Annotated in this window: 14 protein-coding genes and 1 pseudogene; 11 read left to right on the top strand and 4 right to left on the bottom strand. The window is 71.5% G+C overall.

Features of this window, described 5'->3' with window-relative positions:
* From ACIPXC_RS29985 to ACIPXC_RS29970, 4 genes and pseudogenes are all read left to right on the top strand, one after another.
* Positions 1 to 133, top strand: a 133-nt coding sequence (locus ACIPXC_RS29985; protein ID WP_401624344.1) for a zinc ribbon domain-containing protein, incomplete at its 5' end; no start/stop codon positions are given.
* Between the two features lie 37 nt (positions 134 to 170).
* Positions 171 to 404 (top strand): annotated as a pseudogene (locus ACIPXC_RS29980) (transposase); the annotation flags it as partial.
* Positions 405 to 546: 142 nt separating this feature from the next.
* A complete protein-coding gene (locus ACIPXC_RS29975; RefSeq protein ID WP_401624336.1) occupies positions 547 to 1,326 on the top strand; it encodes a hypothetical protein in 780 nt (259 codons plus the stop codon).
* Between the two features lie 76 nt (positions 1,327 to 1,402).
* Positions 1,403 to 1,810, top strand: a complete 408-nt coding sequence (locus ACIPXC_RS29970) for a hypothetical protein (RefSeq protein ID WP_401624334.1) — start codon at positions 1,403 to 1,405, stop codon at positions 1,808 to 1,810.
* Between the two features lie 160 nt (positions 1,811 to 1,970).
* Here the strand turns inward: ACIPXC_RS29970 and ACIPXC_RS29965 are convergent, their stop codons facing one another.
* Complete coding sequence (locus ACIPXC_RS29965; RefSeq protein WP_401624332.1) at positions 1,971 to 2,933, bottom strand: ABC transporter ATP-binding protein; 963 nt, start codon at positions 2,931 to 2,933, stop codon at positions 1,971 to 1,973.
* Positions 2,934 to 3,082: 149 nt separating this feature from the next.
* Here ACIPXC_RS29965 and ACIPXC_RS29960 point away from each other — a divergent pair, with 149 nt between their 5' ends.
* The 4 genes from ACIPXC_RS29960 to ACIPXC_RS29945 all read left to right on the top strand — a co-directional run bounded on the left by ACIPXC_RS29960 (position 3,083) and on the right by ACIPXC_RS29945 (position 6,609).
* On the top strand, positions 3,083 to 3,781 hold the full coding sequence (locus tag ACIPXC_RS29960; protein ID WP_401624330.1) for an ABC transporter permease: 699 nt from the start codon (positions 3,083 to 3,085) through the stop codon (positions 3,779 to 3,781).
* A gap of 4 nt (positions 3,782 to 3,785) precedes the next feature.
* Positions 3,786 to 4,454, top strand: a complete 669-nt coding sequence (locus ACIPXC_RS29955; RefSeq protein WP_401624328.1) for an ABC transporter permease — start codon at positions 3,786 to 3,788, stop codon at positions 4,452 to 4,454.
* 82 nt (positions 4,455 to 4,536) lie between these two features.
* Complete coding sequence (locus ACIPXC_RS29950; RefSeq protein WP_401624326.1) at positions 4,537 to 5,514, top strand: ABC transporter substrate-binding protein; 978 nt, start codon at positions 4,537 to 4,539, stop codon at positions 5,512 to 5,514.
* A 96-nt stretch (positions 5,515 to 5,610) separates the two neighbouring features.
* The gene (locus ACIPXC_RS29945; protein ID WP_401624324.1) at positions 5,611 to 6,609 is read left to right on the top strand and encodes a hypothetical protein; all 999 of its coding nucleotides are present in this window, start codon (positions 5,611 to 5,613) and stop codon (positions 6,607 to 6,609) included.
* A 73-nt stretch (positions 6,610 to 6,682) separates the two neighbouring features.
* Here the strand turns inward: ACIPXC_RS29945 and ACIPXC_RS29940 are convergent, their stop codons facing one another.
* A complete protein-coding gene (locus ACIPXC_RS29940; protein ID WP_401624322.1) occupies positions 6,683 to 7,276 on the bottom strand; it encodes a TetR/AcrR family transcriptional regulator in 594 nt (197 codons plus the stop codon).
* 115 nt (positions 7,277 to 7,391) lie between these two features.
* Here ACIPXC_RS29940 and ACIPXC_RS29935 point away from each other — a divergent pair, with 115 nt between their 5' ends.
* On the top strand, positions 7,392 to 8,267 hold the full coding sequence (locus ACIPXC_RS29935) for an NAD(P)-dependent oxidoreductase (protein ID WP_401624320.1): 876 nt from the start codon (positions 7,392 to 7,394) through the stop codon (positions 8,265 to 8,267).
* A 68-nt stretch (positions 8,268 to 8,335) separates the two neighbouring features.
* On the opposite strand, the gene ACIPXC_RS29930 is transcribed toward ACIPXC_RS29935, so the two are convergent.
* Both ACIPXC_RS29930 and ACIPXC_RS29925 read right to left on the bottom strand, forming a co-directional pair.
* Complete coding sequence (locus ACIPXC_RS29930; protein WP_401624318.1) at positions 8,336 to 8,551, bottom strand: hypothetical protein; 216 nt, start codon at positions 8,549 to 8,551, stop codon at positions 8,336 to 8,338.
* A gap of 102 nt (positions 8,552 to 8,653) precedes the next feature.
* A complete protein-coding gene (locus ACIPXC_RS29925) occupies positions 8,654 to 9,796 on the bottom strand; it encodes an NADH-quinone oxidoreductase subunit D (protein ID WP_401624316.1) in 1,143 nt (380 codons plus the stop codon).
* Positions 9,797 to 9,827: 31 nt separating this feature from the next.
* On the opposite strand from ACIPXC_RS29925, the gene ACIPXC_RS29920 reads away from it, so the two are divergent.
* Entirely contained in the window at positions 9,828 to 10,319 is a 492-nt protein-coding gene (locus tag ACIPXC_RS29920) for a PH domain-containing protein (protein ID WP_401624314.1), read from the top strand.
* On the top strand, positions 10,316 to 11,716 hold the full coding sequence (locus ACIPXC_RS29915) for a PH domain-containing protein (RefSeq protein ID WP_401624312.1): 1,401 nt from the start codon (positions 10,316 to 10,318) through the stop codon (positions 11,714 to 11,716). The genes ACIPXC_RS29920 and ACIPXC_RS29915 overlap by 4 nt, the downstream gene beginning before the upstream one ends.
* Positions 11,717 to 11,833: the final 117 nt, after the last annotated feature.

Here is an 11,833-nt window from a genome sequence, read left to right as displayed (position 1 = left end):
CAGCGCGGAGAACCGGCCCACACAGGAGAAGTTCCACTGCGTCGCCTGCGGCCACCAGGCGCACGCCGACGTCGTGGGGGCTTCCAACGTTCTGCAGGCCGGGCTGGCCCGTCGTCAAGCTCAACCAGCTTGACGAGAAGCCCCCGGATCTATCCGGGGGAGCAGTCACTAAGACCGTCAGCCGGCCCAAGGACGCCACCGGATTCGTCGTCCTCCCGCGGCGTTGGGTCGTCGAACGCAGCCTGTCGTGGATCATGCAAGCCCGCCGTTATGCCCGCGACTACGAACGACTCGTCCAGCACAGCGAAGCCCTCATCACCTGGGCCGCCATTACTCTCATGACCCGACGTATCACCCAGAAGAAGAACCTCAGCTCGGTACTGGGACATCGGGAGCTCGTTTAGCAATCGTTTAGCCCACGGGTTCAAAGTGAGCCTTGCAGCGAACGCATCGCGAGGGGCCGATGGTTCGGGCGAGTCCCGATTCATCTGAGTCACAGAGATGTAAGCCGTCGTTGTCAGCGCGATCGACGATCAAGGAGACATCTTGCGTGCAAGAAACCTGATCCGAGCCCTCGCTATACCCGCAGCCTGCGGTATCACCCTGGCTGTTTCCACCTCAGCGCAAGCCCACTACGTCTACTACGCGGAGATGGTGTGGGCGAACGCCGACTCCTCCCTCTGTCTTTGGAACTACTCTGAGACGTCCCACGGCTCAACCGGTGGCGGCTACTTCAAGGGGCAGTCCCGCTCCCAGGCCGACATCGACGCGAACCCCCTGGACTGCATACTCGGCTGGGAGCGCAACACTGGGAAGCTCGCAGAAGGCATGATCATCTACAAGTGGTACGACGGGGACTGGCTGATCTGCAACCGCACAGACCAGTGGTACTACAACAGCGCACCCGCCGCCACGTTCGAGCTGCGCTGGACGGCCCCCAGCGGCGGGATGTGCGGGGCCGGCTACTACGGCCTGATCAACCTCGCTGGCATGCAGGAAGGCAACCAGTGGGTCGGCTGGGACGTCACCAACTGGTCCGGCTACCACTGGCTGCCGGACAACTCCTTGGCTGCCAGCGGAAGCGACGCTCCCGCGGAACCCGAGTGGGTCAAGGGCAAAAGCCTGAACAAGTCCCCGGCCAAGCTCCCGAAGGCCGACTCCAGCGGCAAGCCGGTCAAGGACCGTAACGGCAAGCTGGTGATGGTCGACGCCACGCTTTCCAAGCCGACCAGGATCAACGGCACCACTGGTGGGATCCGAACCACCAGCGTCGACGAGAAGGGCAACGTCACCGAGACTGTGACCGTCGGCCTGGGCGCTTCCTAGCCCTCGACCCTGGTGCGGGCCATGTGAAACCGTGGCCTGCACCATTCGGGCATCCATCCCAGGAGGAAAGACGGTCATGGACGAGCGCCGCAGCACACGTGAACGCATGACCTTGTGGGTCCTGGGCACCCTCGCCACACTCAGCGCCTGCTACACGGTTGTGCTCACGACCCTGGTCGACCGGATCGTTCTGATCCACCAGTTCAAGGCCGGGGCCCTCACCCCGTGGATCATCTTCAGCGTGACGGTATGGACTGCCTGGCTCCTCGTGTTACTGAATCACAGGCAGGCGATGCGATGGACTCGGTGGGGCATCGGGGTCTTGAGCACGACCCTTCTAGCGGTTCTGGCATGGACATTCTTCAGTGGTCACACTCAGGTCGAAGAGGTCGAGACCGGACCAGGACGCTTTCAGGAACCGGCGTCCCCTTCCAATACCCCGGAGAACTCCAAGCCGTCTTCCCCTCCTACGAACGCCCCCTGAACCGGAGCCGTCCGAAGCGCGAAATGCGGGCCTACCCTGAAACGGCTCCGTCGATATCATCCAGAGCCAGTCCTCGACGGCCCCGCCCCCAGGCAACCTCGGACGCCTCGTCTGCAGCCATTTCCGGTGACAGAAAGCACTACAGATCAGAAACAGGCATTCATGCCTCCTGCAACTCGGCCCGGCGCAGCGCCCGGTGGACGCCCTCCGGGGTCAGTACGCCGGCCAGCTCGCCGGTGTCCGGGTCGGTGACGCCGATGCGCCCCGAGTCCTCCTGGAGCAGTGCGGCGAGTGCCTCGCGCAGCGTCGCGCCGAGCGCCACCGACGTCCGCGGCTCCATCCCCTCCGCCGGTGCCAGGTCCTCGGCCCCGAGCGGGGTGACGGCGAGCCGCTTGAGCCCGCGGTCGGCGCCGACGAAGGAGGCCACGTACGGGGTGGCCGGGGCTCCCAGCACCGCCGCCGGGCGGTCGAACTGCTCGATGGTGCCCGTCCCGTAGACGGCGATGCGGTCGCCGAGCCGGATGGCCTCCTCCAGGTCGTGCGTGACCAGCAGGATCGTCTTGCGCACGGTCCGCTGCAGGGCCAGGAACTCGTTCTGGAGCCGCTCGCGCACGACCGGGTCCACCGCGCCGAAGGGTTCGTCCATCAGCAGGACCGGCGGGTCGGCGGCGAGTGCGCGGGCCACGCCGACGCGCTGGCGCTGCCCGCCGGACAGCTGCTCCGGGTACCGGCTCCCGTACACCGACGGGTCCAGCCCGACCAGTTCGAGCAGTTCCGCGGCCCGGGCGCGGGCCGCGGCCCGGGGGGTGCCGACCAGCTGCGGCACGGTCGCGGTGTTCTCCAGCACGGTCTTGTGCGGGAAGAGTCCGACCTGCTGGATGACGTAGCCGATCCGGCGGCGCAGTTCGACCGGGTCGGCGGCGGCGATGTCCTGGCCGCCCAGCAGGATCCGGCCGGAGGTCGGGTCGATGAGCCGGTTGACCATCTTCATCGTGGTCGTCTTGCCGCAGCCGGACGGTCCGACCAGCGTGACCAGCTCTCCCTCCGCCACCTCGAAGGAGAGGTCCTCGACGGCCGTCGTCCCGTCGGGGTAGCGCTTGGTCACATGCTCGAATCGGATCACGTACCCATCTTTCCTCACGGGCGCCGTCCGAACGTGAAGGGAGTGGTGCCCCCTGCGAAAGATTCCGGCCACCGGGAGTGCTGCGGGTTAGGGTCGGTCACGACCGTACGGTCGAGCATGTGTACGTTTGGTGACGGGGGGTGGGATGCGTGTCGGGGCAGAACTGCCTGGTGGCGAACGACTGGATCTGCTGGGACTACGTCACCTCCCGTTCCCGGGAGCTCACCGACGCCACCGTCGAGCACGTGTGGATCACCGGCGCGTCCGTCCTGATCGGCCTGCTCGTGGCCGTGCCGCTGGCCCTGCTGGCGCGCCGCGGCCGGCACTGGGCGGCGCCCGTGCTCACCTTCACCACCCTGCTCTACACGGTTCCCTCGCTGGCGATGTTCTCTCTGCTGCTGCCCGTCTTCGGGCTCTCGGCGGCGCTGGTCGTGACCGGTCTGGTGCTCTATTCGCTGACCATCCTGGTCCGCAACGCGCTGGCCGGCCTGGAGGCCGTCCCCGAGGAGGTGCGGGAGGCCGCGCGCGGCATGGGGTACGGCCCCGGGCGACTGCTGTGGCAGGTCGAACTGCCGCTGGCGCTGCCCGCGCTGCTCGCCGGGGTCCGCATCGCCACGGTCTCGACGGTCGCGCTGACCACGGTCGGCTCCATCGTCGGCAAGGGCGGTCTGGGCAACCTCATCGCGCCGGCGGTGAGCAGCTCCTTCAAGGCGCAGGTGCTCACCGCCTCGGTGCTGTGCGTCCTGCTCGCGCTCGCCGCCGACCTGCTGCTGCTCGGCCTGCAGCGGCTGCTCACGCCGTGGACCCGGGCCGGCGCCCGGCCGGCCGCACCGGCGAAGGGGGCCTGACGGCGTGGGTGCGGTGGCAGGGGCCTGGGACTGGCTCGCGGACGGTGCCAACTGGGCGGGGGAGAACGGCGTGTGGCACCGGCTCGCCGAGCACGCCTGGGTCAGCGGGATCGCCCTGGCGATCGCCTGCGCGATCGCGCTGCCGGTCGGCCTGTACCTCGGGCACCTCGGCCGGGGCGGCACCCTCGCCGTCAACGTCTCCAACGTCGGCCGGGCCGTTCCGGTCTTCGCGGTGCTGGCGCTCTTCATGGTCTCCCCGCTGCGCAACGCGGGCTACCTGCCGACCGTGTCGGCCCTGGTGCTGTTCGCCGTACCGCCGCTGCTGACGAACGCGTACGTCGGCATGCGCGAGGTGGACCGCTCGGTGGTCGAGGCCGCCCGTGGGATGGGCATGTCCGGAGGGCAGCTCTTCTGGCGGGTGGAGCTCCCGCTCGCGCGCGGCCTGGTGATGACCGGGCTGCGCTCGGGTGCCGTGCAGGTCGTCGCCACCGCCACGATCGCGGCCATGGTCGGCCAGGGCGGTCTCGGCCGGATCATCACCGCCGGCTTCAACACGTACAACACCCCGCAGGTCGTCGCCGGGGCCCTGCTCGTGGCGGCGCTGGCGCTGCTGGTGGAGGGCGTACTGGTGGCGGCGGAGCGGCTGCTGCCCGGGACCGGTGCCCACCGCTGATTCCCGTCCCCCGTCCCGTCCCCCTCCCGTCCCGTCCCCTTTCTCCTCTCTTCTTTCTCCTCTCTTCGAACGGAGCAAGTCCATGACCAAGACCACGCGCGTCCTCGGCGCGTCCCTGGGCGCCCTGGCCCTGACGGTGTCGCTGGCCGCGTGCGGCGGTGACAGCCTGGAGAAGAGCAAGGACGGCGGCGCCGCGGCCCCGGCCACGGACGGCAAGGGCAGCCTGGTGATCGGCGCGGCCGGGTTCACCGAGTCCAACGTGCTGGCGGAGCTGTACGCACAGGTCCTGAAGGACGCGGGCTACAGCACGTCCGTCAAGACGGTCAACAACCGGGAGCTGTACGAGCCGTCGCTGGAGAAGGGCGAGATCGACGTCGTCCCGGAGTACGCGGCCACGCTCGCGGAGTTCCTCAACGCCAAGGTCAACGGGCCGAAGGCGCCCGAGGAGAAGCCGGTCGCGTCGAGCGACGTCGCGGCGACGGTGGCGGGCCTGGAGAAGCTCGCGGCCCCGCTCGGGCTGAAGGTACTGCCCGCGGGCGCGGCGGTCGACCAGAACGCATTCGCGGTGACCAAGGAATTCGCCGAGAAGAACAACCTCAAGTCCCTTTCCGATCTTGGAAAGTCGGGACTGCAGGTGAAGATCGCGGCGGGTGACGAATGCGCGGTCCGTCCCTTCTGCGGCCCCGGTCTGACGAAGACATACGGAATTCAGGTTTCCGGTATTGACCCGAAGGGTGTCGGCACCCCGCAGGCCAAGCAGGCCGTCAAGGACGGCGTCGACCAGCTCGTGCTCACCACGACCACGGACGCCACCCTCGACAGCTTCGGCCTGGTCCTGCTGGAGGACGACAAGAAGCTCCAGAACGCCGACAACGTGCTCCCGGTGGTCAACGCCAAGGACGCCGGTGCCCCCGAGGTCGCGGCCGCGCTGGACAGGCTGACCAAGGTGCTCACGACCGCCGACCTGGTCGACATGAACCGGAAGGTGGACGCGGAGCGCGCCAAGCCGGCGGACGTCGCGAAGACCTACCTGGAGTCGAAGGGCCTTCTGAAGAAGTAGCGGCAACCGGTCGAAGGGGAATGCGGGGTAACTGCCCGGGAACAGATTGCCGGGTGGGTATCCCGCACGACCCCCACGCCCTGTAAATTTCAGGCCATGCCCCGTGGACGCCACCGCAATCCCGAACCCCTGCACCGGCTGCTCACGCCGACGGCCGTCGCAGGTGTATCCGTCTCCAGTGCCGGCGCCGCCTGGCTGCTGGCCGGCCCCGACGACTCCACCGCGCTGAGGCTCCTGGTGGCCGTCGCCGCGGCCGCCGGGATCGCGGCCGCCGTCGTGATGCGGGCCTGGGACCGCGCCGCCGGCCGCCGGGTGGCGGAACTCGCCCGCGAGCGGGTCAAGGACGAGTGGCGCACCGACGAGCGGATAGCCGAGCTGGAGTCCGACCTCGAAGAGGCCCGGGCGCTGCGGGCCAGGCTCGACGCCAAGCTGCGCGCCAAGCGCGTCGAACTGGCGGGCCTGCGGGGTGAGCACGCGGCACTGCTGCGTCGCTACGCGACCGCCGAGACCGAGCGCGCCAGCGCGCTGGAGAAGCGCCGGCTGCTGGCCATCGAGGCCTCGACGACCACGGCCCCGGCCGACCCGAAGCAGCTTCCGGCCGTCTCCGAGGAGCGCACCTCGGCGGGCGCGCCCACCTCCGTCGGCTACGCCCGCGCCCACGCGGCCATGGCGGCGCTGGCCCGCAAGGCCCAGGAGCGCGCGCTGCCCGGGGCGCGGGCCGTGGGGGAGCTGCCCACGTCGGCGACGGCCACCGCCGCCTCCGTCCCGGCCCGCCGTCCGGCGGCGGCCGTGGCCCCGTACGCGGCCCAGCGGCGTACGGCCTCCCGGGTCGAGGGCGGCTTCGACTTCTTCGGCACGAAGAACTCGGCGCAGGCCCGCGCGGCGATCGAGGCGGTCCAGAACGAGGACCTGGCCGATGTCGTGGGCGCCGAGGCCCTCGCCGTGCACAAGGCGGAGTCCGCGCGGGAGACGGGCGAGCCGGAGTTCAAGCAGCCGACCGACGAGACCCGCGCGGCGGGTCAGGTCATCGACCTGACGGCCCACGACGAGACCGAGCCCATCGACGTGGTCCGGCTGCGCACCGCGATCTCCTAGCTCCCGTCACCTTCAGCGTCAGCGTCCTGCCGCCCCGCCCCGCCCCGTTCCGCCCGGCCCGGTGTGGCCGCGGTCAGGGCCGGTACGAGGCCACCAGCCGGGCCAGGTGCCGGCCCGCCACGAGCAGCGGGGTCCGGCTCCGGGTGACCTGTGAGGTCATCTCCGCGCCCTCCAGGGTGTTCACCACGGTGATCGCCAGGTCCCGCGCCTCCTCCTCCGGGTAGCCGGAGGCCACGAGCTTCGCGGCCACCAGCTCCTGCCAGTTGGCGAAGGCCCGGGCGCAGGCGGCCTGTAGCTCGGGGAGGCGGCCGACCGTCTCCAGGGCGGTGGCCGTCACCGGGCAGCCGTCGAGCCAGTCGGACGCCTCCAGGGCCTCCGCGAGCAGGCCCGTGACCGCCTCCACGGCTTCCGCCGGGTCGGGGTGCGCGCTGAGCCCCGCGCGCAGCAGCGCGCCGAACTCCTCGTCGCCGAAGTGGATCGCGGCCACCGCCAGTTCCTGCTTGCCGCCCGGGAAGAAGTGGTACAGCGAGCCCAGGGTGGCCCCGGCCTCCCGGACGAGCTGCTTGACCGGGGTGTTCTCGTAACCGCCGTGCTGCATGAGGCGGGAGGCGGTGCGGACCAGCCGCTCGCGCGTTCCCAGCTCTGTCTTCGTCCCTGTTGCCACCATGGCCGGATCCTACCCGGAGAATTGGATAGAGCGCTCGTTCTAGTCCCGTGCTACGGTCGTACCGAGCGCTGGATAGAGCGTTCGTTCTAGTCACTCACTCCTGGGGGAGAGCTCCGTGAACACCATCAAGGACAGCAAGGTCACCGTGGTCGGGCTGGGTCCGATGGGCCGGGCCATGGCCGCCGCCTACCTCGACGCCGGCTACGAGGTCACCGTGTGGAACCGCAGCGCCGGCAAGGACGCCGAGCTCGTGGCCCGCGGCGCGCGCAGCGCGGCGGACACCGCCGAGGCCGTCGCCGCGAGCCGGCTGGTCGTCCTCAGCCTCATCGACGTGGAGGCGATGTACGGCACGCTCGGCGACACCGACCTCACCGGCCGCGTGCTCGCCAACCTCTCCTCCGACCTCCCGGACAAGGCCCGCGCGGCCGCGCGGTGGGCCGAGGAGCGCGGGGCGGCGTACCTCACCGGCGGGGTCAACGTACCGCCCACCGGCATCGGCCAGGAGGGCTCCTCGATCTTCATCAGCGGCCCGAGGGAGGTCTACGACGAGCACCGTACGGCGCTCGACCTGCTCGCCGCCACCGACTACCGCGGCGCCGACCCCGGCTACGCGCAGCTCTACTACCAGCTCAACATGATCCTGTTCTGGACGGCCTACACGGGCTGGTACCAGGCGGTCGCCGTGGCCCGGGCCAACGGCCTGACGGCGTCCGACATCCTGCCCTACGCCGGCTACACCGCCGACACCATGCGCGGCTTCTACACCGGGAGCGCCGCGCTCGTCGACGCCGACGACCACCGCGGCGAGAAGGAGCGCCTGGCGATGTGCGCCGCCAGTGTCGAGCACATCCTGCACACCGCGGCCGACTCCGGCGTGGACACCACGATCCTGGCCGCACACGCCGAGCTGTACCGCCGCGGGGTCGACGCCGGGTTCGGCGCCGAGAGCAGCTCGCGGCTGATCGGGCTGCTGGCCGCCGGAGCGGCCTGAGGGCGGGCGGGCCGGGTGCTGTACCCGCGGGCGGGCCGGGTGCCGTACCCGAGGGCGGGCCGGCGGCCTCAGAACAGCGGCAACTGCCCGGGGAACTCGGGCAGGACGAAGCCGTCCAGCGTCGGCGCGGAGGCGCCGATCACCACCCGCGCCCGGGATCCCGGGCACGACACCAGATCCGCGCGGTCCCGGGGGCCGGGCGGGTCATGGCGGGCGATGCGGCCGGCGGTGACGGCGCAGTCGCGGCCGCAGGCGGGGCAGGCCCGGCGGGGGGAGTGGGACATGCGCCAAGTCTGCCCTGCCGCACCGACATCAGTCCCGCGCGGGTGCCGCGTCGGCCCGCCGCCGGGCCGGCCGCGGAATCCCCTGCTTCCTTTGGACCGGGCCTACTTGTCGATGTCGCCGACCACGAAGAACAGGGAGCCCAGGATCGAGACCATGTCCGAGACCAGCTGCCCCGGCAGCAGCACGGCCAGCGCCTGGATGTTGTTGTAGGAGGCGCTGCGCAGCTTCAGCCGGTACGGGGTCTTCTCGCCCTTCGAGACCAGGTAGTAGCCGTTGATGCCGAGCGGGTTCTCGGTCCAGGCGTAGGTGTGCCCCTCCGGCGCCTTCAGGACCTTGGGCAGGCGCTGGTTGACCGGCCCCGGCGCCAGCTCCGCCATCCGGTCCAGGCAGGCCACGGCGAGGTCGAGCGAGTTGTGGGTCTGGTCCAGCAGGCACTCGAAGCGGGCCAGGCAGTCGCCCTCGGTGCGGGTGACCACCTTCAGGACGTCCTGGAGCTCGCCGTAGGCCAGGTACGGCTCGTCGCGGCGCAGGTCGAAGTCGACGCCGGAGGCACGGGCGATCGGGCCGGAGACCCCGTACGCGTGCACCGCCTCGGCGGACAGGACGCCGACGCCGCGGGTGCGGCCGCGGAAGATCTCGTTCCCGTGGACCAGCTTGTCGTAGACGTCCATCCGCGTGCGGACGTCGGCGATCGCGGCGCGGGCCCGGCCGAGCCAGCCGGCCGGGAGGTCCTCCTTGAGGCCGCCCACCCGGTTGAACATGTAGTGCATCCGGCCGCCGGAGATCTCCTCCATGACGGCCTGGAGCTCCTCGCGCTCACGGAACGCATGGAAGATCGGGGTGATCCCGCCCAGTTCGAGCGGGTACGAGCCGAGGAACATCAGGTGGTTCAGCACCCGGTTCAGCTCGGCCAGCAGGGTCCGCATCCACACGGCCCGCTCGGGGACCTCCATGCCGAGCATCCGCTCGACCGCCATGACCACGCCCAGCTCGTTGGAGAACGCGGACAGCCAGTCGTGCCGGTTCGCGAGCATGACGATCTGCCGGTAGTCGCGGGCCTCGAAGAGCTTCTCGGCGCCGCGGTGCATGTAGCCGACCACCGGTTCGGCGACGGCGATCCGCTCGCCGTCCAGGACGAGGCGCAGGCGCAGCACGCCGTGCGTGGAAGGGTGCTGGGGGCCGATGTTGAGCACCATGTCGGTGCTCTCCGCCGCTCCGCCGATGCCGACCGTGGTCTCCGTCATGCGGGCATTGTCTCAGCCCTACGCTGGGGGGATGGATACGGGGACGAAGGGTGAGACGAGCGACCTTCGGTGGGTGGGGCTGCCCGGCGGGCTGCTCACCATGCGCCGGACGCTGCTCGCGTTCTGGTGCGGTCTGCTCGCGGTGGCGACGGGGTTGCTGTTCGGCCTGCTCGTGGGCCCGGCGTGGGCGGCGGCCGGGGGGTTCTGGCTCGCCGTGGGGGTCTGGGGCTGGGTGCTCCTGGGGCGGAACTGGCGGTCCTGGCGCTACGCGGAGCGCGCCGACGACCTGCTGATCAGCCGCGGGGTGCTGTGGCGGGAGCAGACGGTGGTCCCGTACGGGAGGATGCAGCTGGTCGAGGTCACCTCCGGCCCGGTGGAGCGGCGCTTCGGCCTGGCCTCCCTGCAGCTGCACACGGCGGCGGCCGCGACCGACGCCCGGATCCCGGGGCTGGTACCGGCGGAGGCGGAGCGGCTGCGTGACCGCCTCGCCGCGCTCGGCGAGGCAAGGTCGGCGGGCCTGTGACCGCCGGTCCGGTGAGCGGCGGGGCGAGCGGCCCCGGTCCGGTGGGCGGCGGTCCGGGTGCCGCGGGTGCCGCGGGTGCCGCGGGGGCGGTGGACGAGCGCCGGCTGCATCCCTTCACACCGTTGCGCCGCGCCTGGGTGCCGATCGCCGCGACGGTCGGCGTCCTCGCCCAGCAGGGCGACCGCGCGGCGCGCTGGGTCGCGGACCTGTCCACGCCCCTGCGGCTGGTCACGCTGGCCGGCGTGCTCCTGGTGTTCGGCGTGTACGGGTTCCTGAGCTGGTGGTTCACCCACTACGCGGTGACCGACACCGAGCTGCGCATCCGCACCGGGCTGCTCTTCCGCCGCACCGCGCACATCCGGCTGGACCGGCTCCAGGCCGTGGACGTCACCCGGCCGCTGCTGGCCCGGCTGACCGGAGTCGCCAGCCTGCGGCTCGACGTCATCGGCACCGAGGAGAAGGACCAGCTGTCCTTCCTGGGTGAGAAGGAGGCCGTCGCCCTGCGCGCCGAGCTCCTGGCCCGCGCGGCGGGCTTCGCCCCCGAGGAGGCGGTGCGCCTGGGCGAGGCGCCGCAGCGCGAGCTGCTGCGGGTGACCCCGCGCGAGCTCGCGGTGTCGCTGATGCTCAGCCTCGGCGTCTGGGCGGCCCTGGCCGGCGGGCTCGTGGCGCCGTTCGTCGTGTGGTGGTTCAGCTCCAGCACGTGGGTGGCCGTGGCCACCCTGCTCCCGATGCTGGGCGCGGTGTGGGCGGGCACCGTCGGCCGGTTCCTCACCGAGTACGACTGGCGGGTCGCCGAGTCCCCGGACGGGCTGCGCCTGGACCACGGGATGCTGGACCGGGCCCACGAGACCGTGCCGCCCGGGCGCGTGCAGACCGTACGGATCGTGGAGCCGCTGCTGTGGCGGCGCAGCGACCGGGTCCGCGTGGAGCTGGCCGTGGCCGGGTCGAAGAACGAGGTCCTGGTGCCGGTGGCCTCCCGGGCCGACGCGTACGCCGTGATCGCCCGGGTCCTGCCCGGGGTGGATCTGGCGGGCCTGTCCTACTCGGGCTCCCCGGAAACCGGATCGCGCTGGGTGGTCCCGGTCTGGTGGAAGGGCTACGCCCTGGCGCTCTCCCCGCAGGTGTTCGCCGCCCGGCACGGCCGCCTGTGCCGCCGTACGGAGATCGTCCCGCACGCCAAGGTGCAGAGCGTCCGGTTCACCCAGGGCCCGTGGGCCCGCGCCCGCGGTGTCGCCGACGTCGACGTGGACACCGGGGCGAACGGCACGGTCACCGCCCGGCTGCGGCCGGCCGCCGAGGCCGCGCAGCTCCTGCACGACCAGGCCGCCCGCTCCCACACCTCGCGCGCGACGGCCCGCCCGGACCGCTGGATGACCGGGTCCGGCCCGCAGGGGTGAGGGCCGGGGCGACCCCCGCCTCCATGCCAACGGAACCCGCCGTCCGGCCCGGCCCGCGGCGGCAGTCCGGCCTGGCCCGCCGCGCTGTCCGGTCCGGCCCGCGGGGGGCTGTCCGGT

This window comes from Streptomyces sp. NPDC090021 (assembly GCF_044748225.1).
GTDB lineage: Bacteria > Actinomycetota > Actinomycetes > Streptomycetales > Streptomycetaceae > Streptomyces.
Note: the sequence above shows the minus strand (reverse complement) of the source record. Positions and strands in the feature narration are given on the sequence as shown.

What these genes read in the sequence shown, in the direction of transcription:
- ACIPXC_RS29970 (WP_401624334.1), top strand. Translation starts at nt 1,403, where the DNA reads ATGGACGAGCGCCGCAGCACACGTGAACGCATGACCTTGTGGGTCCTG.
- ACIPXC_RS29950 (WP_401624326.1), top strand. Translation starts at nt 4,537, where the DNA reads ATGACCAAGACCACGCGCGTCCTCGGCGCGTCCCTGGGCGCCCTGGCC.
- ACIPXC_RS29945 (WP_401624324.1), top strand. Translation starts at nt 5,611, where the DNA reads ATGCCCCGTGGACGCCACCGCAATCCCGAACCCCTGCACCGGCTGCTC.
- ACIPXC_RS29940 (WP_401624322.1), bottom strand. Translation starts at nt 7,276, where the DNA reads ATGGTGGCAACAGGGACGAAGACAGAGCTGGGAACGCGCGAGCGGCTG.
- ACIPXC_RS29930 (WP_401624318.1), bottom strand. Translation starts at nt 8,551, where the DNA reads ATGTCCCACTCCCCCCGCCGGGCCTGCCCCGCCTGCGGCCGCGACTGC.
- ACIPXC_RS29925 (WP_401624316.1), bottom strand. Translation starts at nt 9,796, where the DNA reads ATGACGGAGACCACGGTCGGCATCGGCGGAGCGGCGGAGAGCACCGAC.
- ACIPXC_RS29920 (WP_401624314.1), top strand. Translation starts at nt 9,828, where the DNA reads ATGGATACGGGGACGAAGGGTGAGACGAGCGACCTTCGGTGGGTGGGG.